Genomic DNA, 19,411 nt, shown 5'->3' with positions numbered 1-19,411 from the left:
GGCGGGGCGCTTACGCCCCGTCCGGCAGACGGCCGAGCAGCAGGTCGCGCATCTCGCCGACCAGAGCGTCCACCTGCTCCTCCCACGCCTCGGTGCCGCCCTGGATGGCGTGCATGACGTGGGTCGCGAGGTGGATCAGCGCGGCGCGCACGCAATCCTCCGCCGGAAAATCCAGACCGATCGTGTCCTGAAGGAACTGGCCGAGCTGATCGGCGGCGTTCCAGGGGTGGACGACCACCGTGTCGAAGCCGCTGGTCCCGAGGAACACCGCGTTCAGCGCCGTCGCCTGCGCGTTGATTGCGTCGATGGCCGCGTCCTGCTCGACGTTGCCGCGCAACACCTCCTGGAAGGCCGCCAGGCACTGGTCGACGTAACCGCGCACCAGCAGTTCCACCACGCCCGGATCGCTCAGGTCGTTCCTGCCCTTCACGAGGGGCGGCAGCGGTTCCAGCAGGGCCGCGACGATCGGCTTGACGTCGGGATTTTCCATGGCGGGGGTACTCCTAGCGGTAGAATCCCCGAATACTCGACTTCGCCACGCCTGTCCACGATGCCGTGACCCGGCGCGGGCGACAAGTTGCGGGCGGAAGGCGGTGAATCGGCCCGGAATCGAAAAGGGCCGTCCCGGTCGGGACGGCCCTTCGCGCAAGGCTGCGAAGCGGACGGGCCGCGATCAGCCCACCAGCTCGATGCCGGCGAAGAAGAAGGCGATCTCCTGCGCGGCGGTCTCCGGAGCGTCGGAGCCGTGCACCGAGTTGGCCTCGATCGACTCGGCGAACTCCTTGCGGATGGTGCCCTCGGCGGCGTTGGCCGGGTTGGTGGCGCCCATGATCTCGCGGTTGCGGGCGATGGCGTTCTCGCCTTCCAGAACCTGGAGCACGACCGGGCCGGAGATCATGAAGGAGACGAGGTCGTTGAAGAACGGACGCTCGCGATGCACGCCGTAGAACTGCTCGGCCTGGGCTTTGGACAGCTGGACGCGCTTCTGCGCGACGATGCGCAGGCCGCCGTCCTCGAACTTGGCGTTGATCTTGCCGGTCAGGTTGCGGCGGGTGGCATCGGGCTTGATGATCGAGAGGGTGCGTTCGACGGCCATGGCGGTGGGCTCCTGCTGGAAATGCGTTATGGGCGCCGCTGGTTTGGCCGGGGCGCCGATTGCGCGGGGTTATATAGCCGCTTTTCGGCGACGGCAACCGCTTCGTGAGGCCGCTTCGCGAGCCGCGCCGCGCGCCGCCGCGCGGCTGCCATGAAGGGTTGCCCCGCGGGTCCCGCTTCAAATCGTGGTTTCCCCGTGGTAAACCGGCGCCGATATGCTGCACATCAACGACCTGACGTTCCGCTACGGCGGACGTGTGCTGTTCGACCGCGCCACCGCGGTCGTGTCGAAGGGCCACCGCGTGGCGCTGGTCGGCCGCAACGGCACCGGGAAATCCACGCTCCTCAAGCTCATCGCCGGCCAGCTCCAGACGGACGCCGGAGCCATCGGCGTGCCGACCGGCACCAAGATCGGCATGGTCGCGCAGGAGGCGCCGAGCGGCGCCACCACGCTGATCGACGCCGTCCTGGCCGCCGACACGGAGCGCACCGCCCTGCTGGCCGAGGCCGAGACGGCCACCGATCCCATGCGCATCGGCGAGATCCACGCCCGGCTGGCCGACATCGAGGCCCATTCGGCGCCGTCGCGCGCCGCCCAGGTCCTCTCCGGCCTGGGCTTCGACGCCGACGCGCAGGCCCGCCCCTGCTCCGACTTCTCGGGCGGCTGGCGGATGCGCGTGGCGCTGGCCGGCGTGCTGTTCGCCCGGCCCGACCTGCTGCTGCTCGACGAGCCGACCAACCACCTCGATCTGGAGGCGACCATCTGGCTTGAGGGGTACCTCAAGAACTACCCCCACACGATCCTGCTGGTCAGCCACGACCGCGACCTCTTGAACTCGGTCCCCACGACGACCATCCATGTGGACCAGGGCAAGCTGGTGACCTACGCCGGCAACTACGACCAGTTCCTCAAGCAGCGCCGCGCCAACATGGAGCGGCTGCAGGCCATGGCGACCAAGCAGGAGGCCAAGCGCAAGCACATGATGGCCTTCGTCGAACGCTTCCGCTACAAGGCGACCAAGGCCCGGCAGGCGCAGAGCCGCCTGAAGGCGCTGGAGAAGCTGGAGACCATCACGCTGATGGAGGACGACGCCGAGGTCGTCTTCAACTTCCCCCAGCCGGACGAGATGGCCCCGCCGCTGATCGCGCTGGACGGTGTGACCATCGGCTACGGCGACCGCGCCATCCTGCGCCGCGTCAACCTGCGCATCGACATGGACGACCGCATCGCCCTGCTCGGCGCCAACGGCAACGGCAAATCCACGCTGGTCAAGCTGCTGGCCGGTCGGCTGGAGGCCATGGCCGGCGAGGTGAAGCGCCCGACCAAGCTGCGCGTCGGCTATTTCGCCCAGCACCAGCAGGACGAGCTGGACCTGTCGCTGACCCCGATCCAGCAGACCCAGCGCATCATGCCGCTGGCGCCGGAGGAGAAGGTCCGCGCCCATCTCGGCCGCTTCGGCTTCCAGCAGAGCAAGGCGGAAACCCGCATCTCCGACCTGTCCGGCGGCGAGAAGGCCCGGCTTCTGCTGGCGCTGATGAGCCGCGAGACGCCGCACATCCTGATGCTGGACGAACCGACCAACCATCTCGACGTGGACAGCCGCGAGGCGCTGATCGAGGCGATCAACGGGTTCGAGGGCGCCGTCATCCTCATCAGCCACGACCCGCACCTGATCGAGCTGACCGCCGACCGGCTGCTGCTGGTGGCCGACGGCACGGTGCAGCCCTACGACGGCGACCTCGACGACTACCGCCGCTTCCTGCTCGACCGCGCGCGGGCCGAGCGCGCCGCCGCCAAGGGCGGCGAGCCGGCGGACGCCGGGGCCAGCCGCAAGGACCAGCGCCGCGCCGCGGCGGAGGCCCGCGCCGCGCTCGCCCCGCTGAAGAAGAAGGCCACCGACGCGGAATCGCAGGTCAACAAGCTGACCGAGGAGAAGCGCAAGATCGAGGCGAAGCTGGCCGATCCCACGCTCTACAGCGGTCCCAGCGACAAGCTGCGGAAGCTCCAGATCGACCTCGGCGTGGTGGACAAGAAGCTGTCCGCCGCCGAGGAGGCGTGGCTGGAGCATCTCGAAGCCTATGAATCGGCGGCGGCGGAGGCCGGCGTATGAGCGTGCCGCGCAACGTGGCCTTCACCGGAGCGGCCCCGCTCCCCGCGACCGTCGCCCGCCGCGGGCGGCAGGACCATGGGGAGGAGCGGACCTCCGACGTCCTGGCGGCCTTCCGCGCCAACCTGCCGGACGGGCGGGTGTCGCTGGGCGACCTGATCCAGGCGCTGGGCGACCGCTCGCTGGGCACCATCCTGCTGGCTTTGTCGCTGCCCACCATCGCGCCGGTGCCGCTGGGCGTGTCCTGCCTGTTCGACCTGCCGATCCTGCTCTTCTCCGCCCAGATGGCCTTCGGCAAGCGCGGCGCCGCCCTGCCCGGCTGGATTCTGCGCCGCTCGGTCAGCCGGTCGCTCGCCGCCCGGATGATCGACAAGGCGATGCCGCGGCTGACCGCCATCGAGAAGATGCTGAAGCCGCGCCACAGCCGCTTCGCCAGCATCGACGGGGAGCGCTGGTTCGGCGTGCTGGTGCTGCTGCTGTCGCTGACCTGCGTGGTGCCGCTGCCGCTGACCGGCTGGCTGCCCGGATTCGCCCTGGTCCTGCTGTCCCTGGGCCTGATCGAGCGCGACGGGGCCGCCGTCGCGGTCAGCCTCGCCCTCACCGTGGCCGCCCTGGTCTTCTTCGCCCTGGTCGCCAGCAGCCTGTCCTACGCAGGACAGACCCTGCTGGCCCTCACGCCCCCCCATCTCGCATCGTCATATCCCGCGTTTATGGCATAGCTCCCGCCGCTGCGGCCGGTTGCGGGGGAACCCGGGATGCGACATAAGTGCGCTCTGGGATTGTTAGGTTCGGGACCCCCTGAGGCTCCAGCTTGTTTAGCCCCGGGGTAAAACGCTCAACAGCCAACGGCGAAAGGCCGATCATGACACCAACGGAAATCACCGTCGCGGAGAAGCAGAAAAGCGGCAAGACGCCGCCGGCCGCGTGGCTTTTCTTCCAGCGTTGGTTGGCAAATCCCCTTTCCATGGGTTCCGTTACACCGTCCTCGGGCGCGCTTTGCCGGCTGATCGGGGAGCAGGTGATTTGTGGGCCGGATCAGGTCGTCGTGGAGTTCGGCGGCGGCACCGGCGCGATCACCAAGGCCCTTCTCCAGCGCGGCATTCCGGGCAACCGCATCTTCACCTTCGAGATCGACGACCATCTGTCGCGCTTCCTGCGCGGCCATTACCCGGACGTCAACGTCGTCCATGACGACTGCCGCAAGGCCGCCGACATCCTCGGCCCGGAGCTGGTCGGCAAGGTCGGCACGGTGGTGATCGGCATCCCCATGCTGAACCTGCCGATGCGCGCCCAGAAGGAGGTCGTCGAGGCCTGCTTCCGCATCCTGCCCGAAGGCGGGCGTTTCGTTCTCTACACCTACGGCCTCGTGTCGCCGCTGAACCAGCGCGCGCTGGGCGTCAAGGGCAAGCGGCTGGGCTTCACCCCGCTGAACGTCCCGCCGGCCTCCGTCTGGGGCTACTGGAAAGCCAAGCCCTAAATCCTCCACATCATTCCTTGCGCGGCGCCTGCCGCAGCAGGACATCCGTCAGACCCACCGGCAGAGCCGCCAGCAGCCACACGGCGGCGGCCATCGGCCAGGGGAAGGCGATGCGCGCCTTGTCGCGGGCCAGCCCGCCCTTGATGACCCGGGCGGCGCGGTCCGTCTCCATCAGGAAGGGCATGGGGAAGCGGTTCACCGCGGTCATCCGGCTTTTCACGAAGCCCGGACAGATCACCGTCACGCCGATCCCCTCCCCCGCCAGATCGCCGCGCAGCGACTCGCCGTAGACCCGCACCGCCGCCTTGCTGGCGCAATAGGCGGGCGCGCCGGGCATGCCGCGGAATCCGGCCAGCGAGGCCATCAGGGCGATCTGCCCGCGCCGCCGCGCCCGCATGCCGGGCAGCAGCGGGTGGACGCTGTTCAGCACGCCGTCGACATTCACCTGGAAGATGCGCCGCGCCTGCTCCGCGCTCTCCACGCCGCCCCCGGTTCCGGCGGAGATTCCGGCGTTGGCGATGACCAGATCGACCGGCGCGCGGGCGTCCAGCGCGGTCAGCCACGCCGTCATGGCCTCGCGGTCCGCCGCATCGACGAGCGCGGTTTCCACCGACGCCCCGGCGGCGCGGCAGCGCTCCGCCACCGCCTCCAGCCGCGCGGAGTCGCGCCCGCTCAGGGCCAGCGTGACGCCGGGAACCGCGTAGGCATAGGCCAGTTCCTTCCCGATGCCGCTGGACGCCCCGGTGATGACGATCGAGCGCGGATCGCGCATGCCCTTTTCCCCCTGTCCCTGACGCTTGTTGCCGTCGCTGCCCGACGCTATAACTTGAGCCCCGCGATCCCACAAATAGTAGTCGAGGCCGCTTTGCCCGCCCAACGCTCCGCTGTTTCCAGCATGACCGGTTTCGCACGCGTGGACGGGCACGCCGACGGCTACAGCTGGACCTTCGAGGTGAAGAGCGTCAACGGGCGCAACCTCGACATCCGCTGCCGCCAGCCCGCCGGGTTCGACACGCTGGAGGCCGCCGCCCGAGCCGAGATCCCCAAGCGGCTGGCCCGCGGCAGCGTCAACCTGAACCTGACCGTCACCCGCAGCCAGTCGGTGTCCCAGCTCCGCATCAACCGCGAGCTTCTCGCCCAGGTGCTGGAGCTGGCGCGCGAGATCGAGGGCGCCGGGGCCGCCCCGCCGCGGCTCGACTCGCTGCTCTCCGTCCGCGGCATCATCGAGCCGGTGGAGGAGGACGAGGGCGACGCGCGGGACCGGGTGGAGGCCGCGCTGAAGGCCGACCTCGGCCGGCTGATCGGCGCGCTGGTGACCGCCCGCCTGTCGGAAGGGGCGCGGCTGGTCACGGTGCTGAACGGCCATCTCGACGAGATCGAGCGGCTGATCACCGCCGCCGCCGCCTGCGCCAGCACCCAGCCCGAGGCCCTGCGCGAACGGCTGCGCAGTCAGGTCGCCGCCCTGCTCGACGCCGCCCCGGCCCTGCCGGAGGAGCGGCTCGCCCAGGAGGCGGCCATCCTGATCGCCAAGGCCGACGTGCGCGAGGAGATGGACCGCCTGCGCGCCCACATCCAGGCCGCCCGCGACATGCTGGCGGAGGGGGGCGCCATCGGCCGCCGCTTCGACTTCCTGTGCCAGGAATTCAACCGCGAAGCCAACACCCTGTGCTCCAAGTCCGCGGACGTGGAGCTGACCCGCATCGGCCTGTCGCTGAAAGCCTCCATCGAGCAGCTTCGCGAGCAGGTCCAGAACATCGAGTGACGCTGAAGACCATGAACGCGAAAATCTCCCGGCGCGGCCTGATGCTCGTGCTGTCCTCCCCCTCCGGGGCGGGCAAGACCACCATTTCGCGCCGCCTGCTGGACCGCGACCCCGGCATCACCCTGTCGGTGTCCGTCACCACCCGCCCGATGCGCCCCGGCGAGCAGCCGGGCGTCCATTACTATTTCGTCGACATGCCGGAGTTCGACCGCATGGCCGGGCAGGGCGAGCTGCTGGAGCACGCCCGCGTGTTCGGCAACTGCTACGGCACGCCGCGTCACGCGGTGGAGACGGCGCTGAGCGCCGGGCGCGACGTGCTGTTCGACATCGACTGGCAGGGCATGCAGCAATTGGCGGCCAACGCCCGCGCCGATCTGGTCAGCATCTTCGTCCTGCCGCCCTCGGGCACCGAGCTGGAGCGCCGCCTGCACACCCGCGGCCAGGACTCGGCGGAGGTGATCGCCCAGCGCATGGCCAAGGCATCGGACGAGATCAGCCACTGGGGCGAGTATGATTACGTGATCGTCAACAACGACGTGGACGAGAGCGTCACCGCGGTCCAGGCCATCCTGCGCGCCGAGCGGCTGCGCCGGACGCGGCAGGTCGGGCTGCCGGCCTTCGTGCAGAGCGTGCAGGCGGCGCTGTAAGGCGACCTACGGCCCCCACCCTTCCCACGGCTCCGCCGCGGGCCTCTTCCCTCCCCCGCTTCGCAAGGGAGGCAGATTTGTCCCTTCCCCTGCGATAGCGGGGGAGGGTCAGGGTGGGGGCGAGACCTCACCCCTTGCGAAACGCCCGCGCCAGCGCCGCGAACCCCGCGACATCCACCTCCTCCGCCCGCGCGGTCGGCTCGATGCCGGCGGCGGCCAACAGCGCCTCCGCGTTCCCCAAGCTCTTCAGGCTCTGGCGCAGCATCTTGCGGCGCTGGCCGAAGGCGGCGGCGGTCACCTGCTCCAGCGCCTTCCACTCCGCCGGCTCCGGGTTGGCGCGCGGGGTCAGGTGGACGATGGTGGACTCCACCTTGGGCGGCGGGGTGAAGGCCTTGGCCGGCAGGTTGAACAGCACCCGCGCATCCGACCGCCATTGCGTGATGACCGACAAGCGGCCATAGGCCTTGCTGCCCGGCTTGGCGACCAGACGGTCCGCGACCTCCTTCTGGAACATCAGCGTCAGGCTGACGAACTCCTCGATCCGCCCCAGCCAGCCGATCAGCAGCGGCGTCGCCACGTTGTAGGGCAGGTTCGCCACGATGGCCCGCGGGGCCGGCGCGATCGCGATGGGATCGACCTCCAGCGCGTCGCCCTCGACGATGGACAGCCGCCAGTCCGCCGCCTGGATCACGTCCTGCAACGCCTCGATGAAGCGGTGGTCGCGCTCGATGGCGATGACCTGCTTCGCCTTGGTCGCCAGAAGGGCGCGGGTCAGCCCGCCAGGACCGGGGCCGATCTCCACGACCGTCACGCCGGTCATGTCGCCCGCCGAGCGCGCGATGCGCCCCGTCAGGTTGAGGTCGAGCAGGAAGTTCTGCCCCAGCGCCTTGCGGGCATCCAGCCCGAAACGGGCGATCACCTCGCGCAGCGGCGGCAGGGCCTGCGGATCGAAAGCAGCGGACATGGGGGCGGACATGGGGGCGGAATCGGGCGTGGCGTCGGTCATGGCCGCACTTATAGGACGGTGCGGGCCCGCCGTCATCAGCCGCGCGTCGCCGTCACCCTTCGCTTTTGAGCGCGATGTTCTCCGGCGTGGCGTCGAGACGGCCCGTGCAGGTGATGCGCCGCCCGTCGTCGAAGGCCTGGGACGGCTTCGGCCCGATGGTCACCTGCAGGATCACCTTGTCGGCCAGCTGGTCGCCGAGGTCCTGGGGCCGGTCGCCGCCCTGCGAATCGTGGCTGAACACGCTTTCCAGATACCAGGCCGCCCCGCCCGCCCCCTGCGGGCCGCCGCGGACCAGCGCGCCGGCCAGCCGGGTGTAGACGTCCTTGCACACCTCCTCGGTCCGGTTGCGCGGCAGATCGACGAAGTTGGCGTAGGCGACGATCCGCCGGTCCTGGAAGCGGTAGAAGACGCCGCTGCGCGACACCTCCGTCCGCAGATCGCGGGACAGCCCGTCCACCGTGTCGTGCAGGTCGCCGCGCAGCCGGGTCATGCCCCAGTCGAGCAGGGTCACCGGCTCCCGCGCCAGCCAGTCCAGCGCGTCGCGGGCCTGGACCGGTCCCGAGACGAACGACAGCAACAGGACGAGCGCGGCGAAACCCCTCATGGCGTCGGGCCTCCGGACCATCGTTGCGGCGCAACCGTAGCCCCGATGCTAAGCCAGGAGCGCGGCCATAGCCAGCCGGATTCCGGGCCGCATGCCGCGCTTCCGCCGGAGTACCCCGTCAGTCCTCCAGCAGGAAATCGCGCACCGCGGCGATCTGATCCCCGGTCATCAGCGCCGGGGCGTGGCCGGTGTGGGCGAACTCCACCAGACGGGCCTTGGGGCCGCGGCGCGTCATCTCCTCCGCCGTCTCCGCCGGAAGGATGTCCGAGGTGACGCCGCGCAGCACCAGAACCGGGCAGCGGATGCGGTCCCAGACGGCCCACAGGTCCACGTCCTCCATCGGCTGCGCCTTGAAGGCCTCGGCGATGGCCGGGTCGTAGGCGAGGCCGTAGCAGCCGTCCGGGCGCAGCCGTGCGCTGTGCTCCGCCATGTGGCGCCACGCCTCGTCGGGCAGCCGCCCGAAGCCCATCAGGGTGAAGCGCAGGTAGGATTCGACCGCCGCCAGATCCTCGAACACCGGGTCCTTGCCGACGTAATCGGCGATGCGCTGCAAGCCCGCCTTGGGGATGAAGGGGCCGACGTCGTTGACGACCAGACGGCGGATCGGGCTGTCCGGCTGGGCGGCCAGCAGCATGCCGATCAGCCCACCCATCGACGTGCCGACCCAATCCACCGACTCCACCCCCAGCCGGGCGATCAGCGCCGCCATGTCGGCGCAATATTGCGGGTAGCCGTAAAGCGTCGGGTTGGTCAGCCGGCCGCTCTTGCCGCGCCCCACCACATCGGGGCAGGCGACGCGGCAGCGGTCGGCCAGATCGAGCGCCAGCGCGTCGAAATCGCGGCCGTTGCGGGTCAGGCCATGGACGCAGACCACGGTGCGGGCGGCGTCCTCGCGCCCCCACTGGGTGTAGGCGACGCGGTGGAACCCCGCCGCGCTGAGGCCGAGAAAGCTGCGTTCGGACATCGGCACGGGTGGCCCCTCCCCTGTTGGTTCGTTCTCAGCCCTTGCCGGGCCTTGCCAGTTCCGCCGCCTGCCGGACGACCATGGGCGACGGTTCCGCCACCGCGGCGTCGAAGGGATGGCGCGGCGCATCGTACAGCCGGCGGATGGCGCGCACGTAGTTCCGCGTCTCCTCGTAGGGCGGAACGCCCCGGTAGCGGTCCACCGCCCGCTCCCCCGCGTTGTAGCCGGCCAGGGCCAGCGTAACGTCCCCCTGGAAATAGGCCAAGAGCCAGCGCAGGTAGCGCACGCCACCGCGGATGTTCTGGGCGGGGTCGAAGACGTCGGACACGCCGAACCGCTCCGCCGTGTCGGGGATGAGCTGCATCAGCCCCGCCGCCTCCTTCGGCGACACCGCGTCGGAGCGGAAGGCGCTCTCCACCCGGATCACCGCCATGACCAGCGCCGGGTCCAGCCCGTACTGGGGCGCGGTCTTGTGGACCAGCGCGACGATCTCCGGCGGCGGGGGCAGCGCCTCGCGCAGCGGAGCGGCGCCGGGGCGGCACCAGGGGCGGACGTGGCCCATGCGGCCCGGCACATAGGCGACCAGCCGCCGCGCCTCCTTGTGACCGCGCGACGCCGCGGCGCGCAGCCACGCCGTGCCGACCCGCTGGTCGCGCTTCACCCCGACGCCGAACAGGAAGCGCCGCGCCATGCGGTAGGATGCCTCCGGATCGCCCTTCTCCGCCGCCTCGCAGTCGGCCATGCGCGCCTCGCGCGAGGAGACGGAGCCGGACTTGCCCGCGGCGAGGGCGGCGGGGGCCGCCAAAGCGACGAAAACGGCGAACATCAGGGAGAAGAAACGCACGGGTGGGCCTTGGAGCGGTCTGCAAAACCGCTTTGATATGAGGCTGTCCGTAAGACGCGGCAAGCGCAGGACAGGGTTACCCCTTTTTCAACACGGCGCGAAGGTGGCTCCGCAGCGACCGCGCCCAGCCGCGGACCACCGCCAGCGCCGGGCGAATCGCCGCGCGCACCCGCCCGATTACCCGCTTGGCGGCCTGCCAGGGCGGCAGGGCGGCCAGCCAGGCCAGCCAGCGCACCACCCGGACATAGCACCAGGCGAAGGCCGGGATGGTCAGCAGCTTGTCCTTGCCGATGTGGAACAGTCGCTCCACCAGGGTGACCTTGACCAGCTCCACGCCCCCCAGCAGCAGCGCGCCCTGGACCGCATGGCCGGTCCCCATCAGATACAGGGCGATGGGCTTCAGCGGTTCCAGCACCACCAGCGGGATCACGAACAGAGCCAGCGTCGGATAGGGGCCGAGCCGGCGGATGCGCGCGGCCAGCCGTTCGGCGAAGCGCTGGCGCCCGATCCAGGCAGCCAGCGGGCGCAACGCCTCCAGCGCCACCGCGTCGATCAGGAAATAGACCAGCGCCGCCACGGTCAGCAGGGGCCGCAGCACGACGCGGCGCAGCAGCGCCCCCAGCCTCCGACTCACGCTCCGGTCCAAAGTCCGAGAGGAGGAATCACCGTTCGAGGTAGCCATTAGGTCTTTCGTCAGGCGTACAGGGGCGTTTCGCCGGCTTGGGTTCGCCGCGGATTTCCACTATCTAACATTTCTGCCATTGCGCGTCTTTCCCCTCGGCTATTCCCGGTGCGTCCCATCGTGCTCGGCCATTACGATCCGTACCTCGTCGCGTTATCCGTCGTCGTCGCCTCTTTCGGCGGCTATGTGGCGCTGGACCTCGCCTCCCACGCACGGGACGCCGGGCGGGGACGGAACGGCTGGCTGGGCGCCGCGGCCCTCGCCCTGGGGGCGGGGATCTGGTCGATGCACTTCATCGGCATGATGGCGATGCGCATGCCGGTGCCGGTGTCCTACGACATCCTGCTGACCGCCTTATCCTTCCTCCTGGCGGTCGGCGTGTCCGGGACCGGGCTGTTCGCCGTCGCTCACGGCGGGGGCCGCTGGACGACCCTGGCGGCGGCGGGGCTGCTGACCGGTTTCGGAATCGTCGCCATGCATTACGTCGGCATGGCCGGGATGCGGCTGCCGGTTCCGCTGATCTACGACACGCTTCTGGTCGTCGCGTCGATCATCATCGCCGTCGCCGCCTCCACCGCCGCGCTCTGGCTCGCCTTCCGCACGGCCAGCCCCATGCAGCGCCTGTCCGGCGCGCTGGTGCTCGGCGCCGCGGTGGTCAGCATGCATTACGTCGGCATGGCCGCCGCCAGCGCCGCGGAGAACGCCGTTGGGCACGCCGCCGGTCCGAACGCCGTCCCGGCCGGCGACGACCTCGGCTTCGTGCTGTCCACCCCGTCCCTGGCGGTGGGGACCGGGATCGGGACGCTGCTGATCCTTTCGCTGGGGCTGCTCTCCGTCCTGCTCGACCGGCGCCGCTCGGCCGAACGCGCGGCGGGGCAGGAGGCGCGCTACCGCTCCGTCGTCGACACCGCCGTGGACCCCATCGTGGTGATCGACGAGACCGGCACCATCCAGTCCTTCAACCGGGCGGCCGAGACGACCTTCGGATACGGCGCGGAAGAGGCCATCGGGGCCAACGTCCGCATCCTGATGGCGGAGCCGCACCGCTCCGCCCATGACGGCTACATGGCCCATTTCCGCAAGACGGGCGAGCGGCGGATCATCGGCATCGGGCGCGAGGTCGAGGGCCGGCGCAAGGACGGCTCCCTCTTCCCGCTGGAGCTGTCGGTGGCCGAATGGCACGACGGGCGGCAGCGCCTGTTCACCGGCATCATGCGCGACATCACCGCCCGCAAGGCGGCGGAGGACGCCCTGCGCCGCGCCAAGGCGGAGGCGGAGCGCGCCCGCGAGGAAGCCCTGGCCGCCCGCGACAACGCCGAACGGGCGGACATGGCGAAGACCAAGTTCCTCGCCGCGGCCAGCCACGACCTGCGCCAGCCCGTGCAGTCGCTGTTCTTCTTCGCCCACGCCCTGTCCGACCGGCTGAACGGCCATCCCGCCTCGCCCCTGCTGGCGAGCATGAGCGAGTCGCTGAACGGCCTGCGCACCCTGCTGGACAGCCTTCTGGACGTGTCGCGGCTGGACGCCGGCGTGGTCACACCCGCGGTGACCGAGTTCGCGCTGGGCCCGCTGCTCCAGCGCCTGGCCGACGAATACCGGGGCCGCGCGGAGGAAGTGGGGATCGCGTTGCGCCTCGTCCCCACCGACGCCTGGACGCGCAGCGACCCGGCGCTGGTCGAGCGCATCCTGCGCAATCTCGTGGAGAACGCCATCCGCTACACGGAGAGCGGACGGATTCTGATCGGCTGCCGCCGCACCGGCAACGGTCTGCGGATCGAGGTTCTCGACACCGGCATCGGCATCCCCGAGGACAAGCGCGACGAGGTGTTCGTGGAATTCGCCCAGCTTGCCAACCCCGAGCGCGACCGGCGCAAGGGGCTGGGGCTGGGGCTCGCCATCGTGCGGCGGCTGGCCGGTCTGCTCGGCCACGAGGTGACCCTGCGCTCCCGGCCGGGACGGGGCAGCGCCTTCGGCCTGACCGTGCCGTCGGTCGCGCCGCGCCAGGTGATGAAGACCTGCCGCCCCGCCGCCCTTCCCGCCGCCAACGGCGGGAAGGGGCTGGTCGTGGTGGTGGAGGACGACGCCATCATCCTGCTCTCCATGCGGACCATGCTGGAGGAATGGGGGTACGAGGTGGTGGCCGCCCTGTCGGCCGACGAGGCGGTGGGCACCCTGATCAGCCTCGGCCAGCGCCCCGACATGATCGTCGCCGATTACCGCCTGCGCGAAGGGCGGACCGGGCTTCAGGCCATCCGCGACATCTACGGGGTGTGCGGGGTGCGGGTGCCCGCGCTGGTGCTGACCGGCGACACCGACCCCGCCCGCATCGCCGAGGTCCAGCAGAGCGGCCACCGCCTCCTGCACAAGCCGGTGGCGCCCGAGGTGCTGCGCAACGCGCTGACCTCCGCGGCTTAAGGCGCGCCTTCGCCCACGCCGTTCCCGGCCGAGTCCCGAGTGTGGTTGAAAGCGCGCTCCGCCCCGCTTATGGTCTTGGAAAAAGGCGCGTTTGCGCCGAAACCACAACCGGCCCCCAAACCACGGCCGGTCCCCAAGAAGACTCAGGTTCCAGGAGCGCCCCCCATGAAAGCCATGCTGCTCGGCTTCGCCGCCGCCATCGTCATCGCCGTCGGCGCGTCGGTCGCGCTGACCTCCATCGACCACAGCTCGGCCAGCCGCTTCTCCAGCAGCGCGGTCCGCCTCTGACGCTTACGCGCGGCGGCGGGCCGCCATGGCCTCCGCTGTCGTCAGGGCGGCGATCAGGCTCGACGCGCCGGCCTTGCCCGTGCCGGCGATGTCCAGCGCCGTCCCGTGGTCCGGCGAGGTGCGGACGAAGGGCAGCCCCAGCGTGATGTTGACCCCCGTGTCGAAGTCGATGGTCTTCAGCGGGATCAGCGCCTGATCGTGGTACATGCACAGCGCCGCGTCGTAGCCGCGGCGCGCCGCCGCGTGGAACAGCGTGTCGGCGGGCTTCGGCCCAACCGCGTCGATGCCCTCCGCCCGCAGGTCGGCGACCGCCGGGGCGATGATGTCGATCTCCTCCCGCCCCATGGCGCCGCCCTCCCCCGCATGGGGATTCAGCGCGGCGACGGCCAGCCGGGGCCGGGCGATGCCGAAGTCGCGGGCCAGCGCCGCCGCGGTGACGCGCCCGGCGTGCAGGATCGCCTCCCGCGTCACCAGCGGCACGGCGTCGCGGATGGAGACATGGATGGTCACCGGCACGACGCGCAGATCCTGGGCGGCCAGCATCATCACCGGTTCTTCGGTCAGACCGGCCAGATGGGCCAGATACTCGGTGTGTCCGGGATGGCGGAAGCCGGCGGCGTAGAGCGCCGATTTCTGGATCGGGTTGGTAACGACCGCCGACGCCTCGCCGCGGCGGACCAGTTCGACCGCCCGGTCGATGCTGGCGATCACCGCCGCCCCGTTGGCCGGGTCGGGCCGGCCCGGCGTCACCGGCACCGCCAGCGGCTGGGGCAGCACCGGCAGCGCCACGCCGAACAGCGCAGCACCCTCGGCCATGCTGCCGACCGCCTTGACCGGCACCGGCAGGCCGAGCCGGGCGGCGAGCGCCTCCAGGCGGGCGGGATCGTCCAGAAGGACGAAGGGCGGCACCGCGCCGTCCGCGCGGGCCGCCCCCCCAGTCTTCGCCCAGGCCATCGACCAAGCCTTCAGAGCGATCTCCCCGCCGATCCCCGCCGGCTCGCCCATGGTCAGGGCGAGCGGCGGCCGGACGCCGGACGCGGTCATCAGTTGCGGATCTCCACGAAGGCGGTGCGGCGAAGGTCGCGCAGGTAGCGGCGGGCCAGCAGATCGGCGCGCTCGTTGATCAGGTCGCGCTCGATCTCCTCGCGCGGCGGCATCTTGATGTCCTTGGGATCGATCGGCGGCGGGGCCGGAGCGGCCACCGGCTGCGGCTCGGCTTCCGGCGGCGGCTCGATCATCGGCACGTCGCGCTTGCAGACGATCAGGATGACGGCGCCGCCCGGGCTCATCAGCACCGGGCTGGGCTGGCCGAGCGGGATGCCGACGGCGAGCTGCTGGAGGCCCGGCGCGAGGTCCTTGACCCGCAGCGTGCCCATGTCGCCCGACTCCGGAATGCCCATGGCGCGGGCCTTCTCGTCGAAGTCGGTGCAGCTCTTGATCGACTTGCGCAGCTTCTCCGCCTGGGCCTGGACCGCCTTCAGCTCCTCCTTCGAGGGGGCCGGGATGACGATCTGCTTCATGTTGACCTTGGCCTTGGCCAGATCGGGCTTCGGCTGGGGCCGCGGGCGCGGCGGCGGGGCCGGCGGCGGAGCGGTCGAGGCGTTGCTGCCGAAGGGCCGCTGGTCGCGCACCAGCAGGACGTGATAGCCGGTCGCCGTGCGGACCGGCGAGGAGAGCTGGCCGGCGCGCATGGTGGACAGGGTCTTGTCCAGCTCCGCGTTCAGCTCGCCCGTGCGGACCCAGCCCATGTCGCCGCCCGAGGCGGCGCCGGCCGACTGGGAGAACTGGCGGGCCAAGGCGGCGAAGTTGCCGCCGCGGCGCACCTCCTCGACCAGCCGTTCGGCGTTGCGCCGCACCTCCTCGTCCTGGTCGGGGCTGTCGACGGCCAGGAAGATCTCGGCCACCAGATACTCCGGCTTGCCGATGTTGGCCTTGATGCGCTGCATCACGGCGTCGATCTCCTCGTCGCCGATCACCACCTCCTGCCGGATGCGGCGCTGCATCACCCGCTGCCAGGACAGCAGCGCCCGCACCTGCTCGCGCAGGGTGGAAAGCGGGACGTTCTGGGCCTTGAGCATCGCTTCGAGCTGCGGGCGGCCCATCCGGTTCTGTTCGGCGATGCGCCCGATGGCCTCGTCGATCTCCTTCGACGGGACCGAGACGCCGAGACGCTTGGCCTCCTGGAGCTGGAGCCGCTCATCGACCAGCTGACGGAGCACCTGCGGGGTCAGGCGCTGGCGCGTCTCCGCGCTGTCCTGGGCACCGGCGTTCAGCAGAGCGAGGCGGATGCGCGCGTGCACGTCGGACAGCGAGATGACCTCGTCGTTCACGACGGCGGCGATGCGTTCCGCAGGACCTTGCGTTCCCGCCGGGCTGTTCGGAGCGTTGGGAGCCCGCGTCTGGGCCGCGGCGGGCGCTCCGGCGGCAAGAAGGGCGCAGGCGGTCGCCACGGCGAAGGCAGACCGGACGGCTCGCAAACTCTGCATGGTGCTCCAGACTCCAGAGGTGGTTGCCGTTTAATACGGCCCCCCCGGGCGCGTGTAAACGGAATCGTGGACGGCATCCTGGAACGGAATTGTGTCCAAAGACCGGGCGGCCTGAGTCGGACCCGCTCCAGACCCGGCGTCAACCGTCCTCAAGATGCAGCAGCGCCGCGGTGCCCAGCAGCACGCTGACGCAGGCCGGACTCCAGGCCGCCATGGCCAGCGGGATGGTTTCGGAGATGCCGAAGGTGCGGATCACGTCGGTCATCACGAACAGCACGAAGCCGGTCAGGACGCCGCCGGACACCATCGTCATGGTGCCGCCGCGCCGCGGCAGCCGCAGCGAGAAGGCCGCGGCGAACAGCACCATCGCCACATAAAGCAGGGGCTGCGACAGCAGCGACTGGTAGTGCAGCCGGTGCCGGACCGCCGGGAAGCCGGTGGCCTCCAGCGTGCGGATGAACTGCGGCAGGTCCCAGAAGGAGATCGTCTCCGGCGCGGCGAAGCTCTCCTCGATGGTGGTCCGGTTCAGTTCCGTCGGAATGACGTAGGTCGGGACCGTCTCCGATTCCTTCTTGCCGAGGTTGATCGTCGCGTCCTGCAACTCCCACTTCCGGTCGCGCAGCACGGCCCGCGGCGCGTCCACCCGGCCGATGTAGGTCATGTTGGTGTCGAAGCGCAGGACGATCACCTGCGACATCTCGAAGGACAGCGGGTTCACCCCGTCGGCGTGGATGAAATACTGCTCCCCCGCCTCCTGCTGGCGCAGCCAGAGGCCGCTGCGCGAGACGTCGAAGCTGCTCGACTTCAGCTTCAGGTAACGGTCCTGGAGCTGGTTGTACTTGGCGATGAAGACGGCGCCGACCGGGTTGATCATCGTCACCTTCACGGCGCCGATCATCAGCGCGGCGATCAGCACCGGGGTCAGGAACTGCCACGCCGAGACGCCGACCGCACGGGCCACCACCAGCTCCGCGCTGCGCGTCAGCCGCCAGAAGGTGAACATGCCGCTGAACAGGATCACGAAGGGGAATATCTGCTGGCCGATCTCCGGAAGCTTCAGCAGGGCCATGCGCAGGACCAGCCAGAAGGTGATGTCCGGCTTGGTTCCGGCGCGGCGCAGCAGCTCCACGACGTCGAGCAGCAGGATGATCGACAGCAGGATGCCGAGCAGCAGCAGAAACCAGGTGACGAACTGGCGCCCGATGTAGCGCGACAGCGTGGCGGATGAATACATGGGCTCCGGCCTCCCCGGCCGATCGACGGGCGGTACGCGGCGCGCCGGGGGCTTCCGCCACGGCGTGCCGGGGCTATGTACTGCGGACGGGCGCGGGAAACAACCGGTCCGCGCCTTGACAGGGCGCACGGGAAGGTCTTTATCCCAGGGGGGTTGCGGATCGATCCCCCCGCCCCGGCGCCTGCGCGCCCGCCTTCCCAGCCGAGAGGAGCCCGAGAGGAGCCGATGAAGTTCGCCTTTGCGAAGCCCGCGCTGCCCAAGTCCGGCACCGTCGCCGTCACCGTCGCCACCGATCGCGCGCTCGGCGCCGCGGGGCGGGATCTCGACCAGAAGACGGGCGGCACGCTGTCCCGCGCCATGAAGGCCAGCCGCTTCACCGGCAAGAAGGAGGAGACGCTGGCCATCCTCGCCCCCGCCGGGGTCGAGTTCGACCGCGTCCTCCTGGTCGGCATCGGCAAGGGGGAGGAGCTGTCGGAGGCCACCCTCCAGGCCGTCGGCGGCGCCATCGTGGCGGCCCTGGACAAGTCGGGGGAGACGGAGGTGTCCGTCCTGCTCGACCTGCCGGACGGCGGCACCGTGGCGCCCGACGACGCCGCGGCGGAACTGGCCTTCGGCGCGCAGCTCCGCTCCTACCGCTTCGACAAGTACCGGACGACCGAGAAGAAGGAGGCCAAGCCCTCCCTCAAGAAGATCATCGTCCTGACCGCGGAGCCGGACACCGCCAAGCGCGCCTACGGCCGCCTGGAGCCGCTGGCCGAGTCCGTCGCCTACACCCGCGATCTGGTGTCGGAGCCGGCCAACGTCCTGAACCCGGAAAGCCTCGCCGACCGCTGCAAGGACCTGACCGACGTCGGCCTGCAGGTCGAGGTGCTGGACCTCAAGAAGCTGAAGAAGCTCGGCATGGGCGCGCTGATCGGCGTCGCCCAGGGCAGCGCCTTCGAGCCGCGCGTCGTCGTGATGCGCTGGGACGGCGCCCCCGACGCCGAGGACCGCCGGCCGCTCGCCTTCATCGGCAAGGGCGTGACCTTCGACACCGGCGGCATCTCCATCAAGCCCGCCGCCGGGATGGAGGACATGAAGTGGGACATGGGCGGCGCCGCGGTGGTCATCGGCACCATGCGCGCGCTCGCCGCCCGCAAGGCGAAGGTCAACGCCGTCGGCATCGTCGGTCTCGTGGAGAACATGCCGTCCGGCACCGCGCAGCGCCCCGGCGACGTGGTGACCTCGCTGTCCGGCCAGACCATCGAGGTGATCAACACCGACGCGGAAGGCCGCCTCGTCCTGGCCGACTGCCTGACCTACGCGCAGGAGACCTTCAAGCCGCGCCTGCTGGTCGACCTCGCCACCCTGACCGGTGCGGTCATCATCGCGCTGGGCCATGAGCACGCCGGCCTGTTCGCCAACGACGACTGGCTGGCCGAGAACCTGCTGGCCGCCGGCAAGTCGGTGGGCGAGCCGCTGTGGCGGCTGCCGATGGGCGACGCCTACGACAAGGACATCAACTCCGACATCGCCGACATGAAGAACGTCGGGTCGGGCCGCGGGGCCGGCAGCATCGTCGGCGCGCAGTTCCTCAAGCGCTTCGTCGAGGACCTGCCCTGGGCGCACATCGACATCGCCGGCGTCGCTTGGTCGAAGAAGGACACGGCCACCGTCCCGAAGGGCGGCACCGCCTTCGGCGTCCGCCTGCTCGACCGCTTCGTGGCGAGCTACCACGAGGGCAAGTAAGCTCTCACCCTCTCTCCTCCGGAGAGAGGGTGCCCCGCGAAGCGGGCGGGTGAGGGGGGTGCGCTTCTGCC

Annotated in this window: 19 protein-coding genes; 8 read left to right on the top strand and 11 right to left on the bottom strand. The window is 70.5% G+C overall.

All coding sequences use genetic code 11. The features are described from left to right. Positions 1–10: 10 nt before the first annotated feature. The gene (locus TSH58p_RS28500) at positions 11–490 is read right to left on the bottom strand and encodes a hypothetical protein (RefSeq protein WP_109072473.1); all 480 of its coding nucleotides are present in this window, start codon (positions 488–490) and stop codon (positions 11–13) included. Between the two features lie 183 nt (positions 491–673). Continuing rightward, positions 674–1,096, bottom strand: coding sequence for a nucleoside-diphosphate kinase (ndk, locus tag TSH58p_RS28495; protein ID WP_014197473.1), 423 nt, complete (start codon positions 1,094–1,096; stop codon positions 674–676). Positions 1,097–1,310: 214 nt separating this feature from the next. Between ndk and TSH58p_RS28490 the strand changes: the two genes are divergently transcribed. From TSH58p_RS28490 to TSH58p_RS28480, 3 genes are all read left to right on the top strand, one after another. Further along, positions 1,311–3,206, top strand: coding sequence for an ABC-F family ATP-binding cassette domain-containing protein (locus tag TSH58p_RS28490; RefSeq protein WP_109072474.1), 1,896 nt, complete (start codon positions 1,311–1,313; stop codon positions 3,204–3,206). Beyond that, positions 3,203–3,922 (top strand): exopolysaccharide biosynthesis protein, encoded by a 720-nt coding sequence (locus tag TSH58p_RS28485; protein WP_109072475.1) that lies wholly within the window; start codon positions 3,203–3,205, stop codon positions 3,920–3,922. The genes TSH58p_RS28490 and TSH58p_RS28485 overlap by 4 nt, the downstream gene beginning before the upstream one ends. A 245-nt stretch (positions 3,923–4,167) precedes the next feature. After that, the gene (locus tag TSH58p_RS28480; RefSeq protein ID WP_247874282.1) at positions 4,168–4,680 is read left to right on the top strand and encodes a class I SAM-dependent methyltransferase; all 513 of its coding nucleotides are present in this window, start codon (positions 4,168–4,170) and stop codon (positions 4,678–4,680) included. Between the two features lie 10 nt (positions 4,681–4,690). On the opposite strand, the gene TSH58p_RS28475 is transcribed toward TSH58p_RS28480, so the two are convergent. After that, a complete protein-coding gene (locus TSH58p_RS28475; protein WP_109072477.1) occupies positions 4,691–5,452 on the bottom strand; it encodes an SDR family oxidoreductase in 762 nt (253 codons plus the stop codon). 123 nt (positions 5,453–5,575) lie between these two features. On the opposite strand from TSH58p_RS28475, the gene TSH58p_RS28470 reads away from it, so the two are divergent. Further along, positions 5,576–6,442 carry a YicC/YloC family endoribonuclease gene (locus TSH58p_RS28470; protein WP_109072478.1) on the top strand — a complete coding sequence of 289 codons (867 nt, stop codon included), beginning with the start codon at positions 5,576–5,578 and terminating at the stop codon, positions 6,440–6,442. Between the two features lie 11 nt (positions 6,443–6,453). Then, positions 6,454–7,089: a guanylate kinase gene (gene gmk, locus TSH58p_RS28465; protein ID WP_109072497.1), complete on the top strand. Its 636-nt coding sequence runs from the start codon at positions 6,454–6,456 to the stop codon at positions 7,087–7,089. 127 nt (positions 7,090–7,216) lie between these two features. Here gmk and rsmA read toward each other — a convergent pair whose 3' ends face one another. The 5 genes from rsmA to TSH58p_RS28440 form a co-directional block, all read right to left on the bottom strand. Next, complete coding sequence (rsmA, locus tag TSH58p_RS28460) at positions 7,217–8,065, bottom strand: 16S rRNA (adenine(1518)-N(6)/adenine(1519)-N(6))-dimethyltransferase RsmA (protein ID WP_162600101.1); 849 nt, start codon at positions 8,063–8,065, stop codon at positions 7,217–7,219. 82 nt (positions 8,066–8,147) lie between these two features. Then, complete coding sequence (locus tag TSH58p_RS28455; RefSeq protein WP_109072480.1) at positions 8,148–8,699, bottom strand: hypothetical protein; 552 nt, start codon at positions 8,697–8,699, stop codon at positions 8,148–8,150. Between the two features lie 118 nt (positions 8,700–8,817). Then, positions 8,818–9,669 (bottom strand): alpha/beta fold hydrolase, encoded by an 852-nt coding sequence (locus TSH58p_RS28450; RefSeq protein WP_109072481.1) that lies wholly within the window; start codon positions 9,667–9,669, stop codon positions 8,818–8,820. Between the two features lie 28 nt (positions 9,670–9,697). Continuing rightward, a complete protein-coding gene (locus TSH58p_RS28445; RefSeq protein WP_109072482.1) occupies positions 9,698–10,507 on the bottom strand; it encodes a lytic transglycosylase domain-containing protein in 810 nt (269 codons plus the stop codon). Positions 10,508–10,583: 76 nt separating this feature from the next. Continuing rightward, on the bottom strand, positions 10,584–11,141 hold the full coding sequence (locus TSH58p_RS28440) for a hypothetical protein (RefSeq protein ID WP_109072483.1): 558 nt from the start codon (positions 11,139–11,141) through the stop codon (positions 10,584–10,586). A gap of 156 nt (positions 11,142–11,297) precedes the next feature. On the opposite strand from TSH58p_RS28440, the gene TSH58p_RS28435 reads away from it, so the two are divergent. Both TSH58p_RS28435 and TSH58p_RS34505 read left to right on the top strand, forming a co-directional pair. After that, the gene (locus TSH58p_RS28435) at positions 11,298–13,604 is read left to right on the top strand and encodes an MHYT domain-containing protein (RefSeq protein WP_247874283.1); all 2,307 of its coding nucleotides are present in this window, start codon (positions 11,298–11,300) and stop codon (positions 13,602–13,604) included. A gap of 165 nt (positions 13,605–13,769) precedes the next feature. Then, positions 13,770–13,892, top strand: a complete 123-nt coding sequence (locus tag TSH58p_RS34505; RefSeq protein ID WP_256380075.1) for a hypothetical protein — start codon at positions 13,770–13,772, stop codon at positions 13,890–13,892. A gap of 3 nt (positions 13,893–13,895) precedes the next feature. Here TSH58p_RS34505 and pdxA read toward each other — a convergent pair whose 3' ends face one another. The 3 genes from pdxA to lptG all read right to left on the bottom strand — a co-directional run bounded on the left by pdxA (position 13,896) and on the right by lptG (position 17,612). Further along, complete coding sequence (gene pdxA / locus TSH58p_RS28430; RefSeq protein WP_109072484.1) at positions 13,896–14,936, bottom strand: 4-hydroxythreonine-4-phosphate dehydrogenase PdxA; 1,041 nt, start codon at positions 14,934–14,936, stop codon at positions 13,896–13,898. Further along, positions 14,936–16,378, bottom strand: coding sequence for a peptidylprolyl isomerase (locus TSH58p_RS28425; RefSeq protein WP_109072485.1), 1,443 nt, complete (start codon positions 16,376–16,378; stop codon positions 14,936–14,938). The genes pdxA and TSH58p_RS28425 overlap by 1 nt, the downstream gene beginning before the upstream one ends. 139 nt (positions 16,379–16,517) lie before the next feature. Continuing rightward, positions 16,518–17,612, bottom strand: coding sequence for an LPS export ABC transporter permease LptG (lptG, locus tag TSH58p_RS28420; RefSeq protein ID WP_109072486.1), 1,095 nt, complete (start codon positions 17,610–17,612; stop codon positions 16,518–16,520). A 225-nt stretch (positions 17,613–17,837) separates the two neighbouring features. Between lptG and TSH58p_RS28415 the strand changes: the two genes are divergently transcribed. Further along, positions 17,838–19,340, top strand: coding sequence for a leucyl aminopeptidase (locus tag TSH58p_RS28415; RefSeq protein ID WP_109072487.1), 1,503 nt, complete (start codon positions 17,838–17,840; stop codon positions 19,338–19,340). Positions 19,341–19,411: the final 71 nt, after the last annotated feature.

Origin of the sequence: Azospirillum sp. TSH58 (assembly GCF_003119115.1) — a bacterium.
Taxonomy (GTDB): Bacteria; Pseudomonadota; Alphaproteobacteria; order Azospirillales; family Azospirillaceae; genus Azospirillum.
The sequence above is the reverse complement of the archived record's forward strand: the minus strand, read 5'-3'. Positions and strand labels throughout refer to the sequence as shown.

Coding starts and splice junctions, on each gene's coding strand:
- TSH58p_RS28455 (WP_109072480.1), bottom strand. CDS start 8,699: ATGAGGGGTTTCGCCGCGCTCGTCCTGTTGCTGTCGTTCGTCTCGGGA.
- lptG (WP_109072486.1), bottom strand. CDS start 17,612: ATGTATTCATCCGCCACGCTGTCGCGCTACATCGGGCGCCAGTTCGTC.
- TSH58p_RS28475 (WP_109072477.1), bottom strand. CDS start 5,452: ATGCGCGATCCGCGCTCGATCGTCATCACCGGGGCGTCCAGCGGCATC.
- pdxA (WP_109072484.1), bottom strand. CDS start 14,936: ATGACCGCGTCCGGCGTCCGGCCGCCGCTCGCCCTGACCATGGGCGAG.
- TSH58p_RS28485 (WP_109072475.1), top strand. CDS start 3,203: ATGAGCGTGCCGCGCAACGTGGCCTTCACCGGAGCGGCCCCGCTCCCC.
- TSH58p_RS34505 (WP_256380075.1), top strand. CDS start 13,770: ATGAAAGCCATGCTGCTCGGCTTCGCCGCCGCCATCGTCATCGCCGTC.
- TSH58p_RS28490 (WP_109072474.1), top strand. CDS start 1,311: ATGCTGCACATCAACGACCTGACGTTCCGCTACGGCGGACGTGTGCTG.
- TSH58p_RS28425 (WP_109072485.1), bottom strand. CDS start 16,378: ATGCAGAGTTTGCGAGCCGTCCGGTCTGCCTTCGCCGTGGCGACCGCC.
- gmk (WP_109072497.1), top strand. CDS start 6,454: ATGAACGCGAAAATCTCCCGGCGCGGCCTGATGCTCGTGCTGTCCTCC.
- TSH58p_RS28415 (WP_109072487.1), top strand. CDS start 17,838: ATGAAGTTCGCCTTTGCGAAGCCCGCGCTGCCCAAGTCCGGCACCGTC.
- ndk (WP_014197473.1), bottom strand. CDS start 1,096: ATGGCCGTCGAACGCACCCTCTCGATCATCAAGCCCGATGCCACCCGC.
- rsmA (WP_162600101.1), bottom strand. CDS start 8,065: ATGTCCGCCCCCATGTCCGCTGCTTTCGATCCGCAGGCCCTGCCGCCG.
- TSH58p_RS28480 (WP_247874282.1), top strand. CDS start 4,168: ATGGGTTCCGTTACACCGTCCTCGGGCGCGCTTTGCCGGCTGATCGGG.
- TSH58p_RS28470 (WP_109072478.1), top strand. CDS start 5,576: ATGACCGGTTTCGCACGCGTGGACGGGCACGCCGACGGCTACAGCTGG.
- TSH58p_RS28500 (WP_109072473.1), bottom strand. CDS start 490: ATGGAAAATCCCGACGTCAAGCCGATCGTCGCGGCCCTGCTGGAACCG.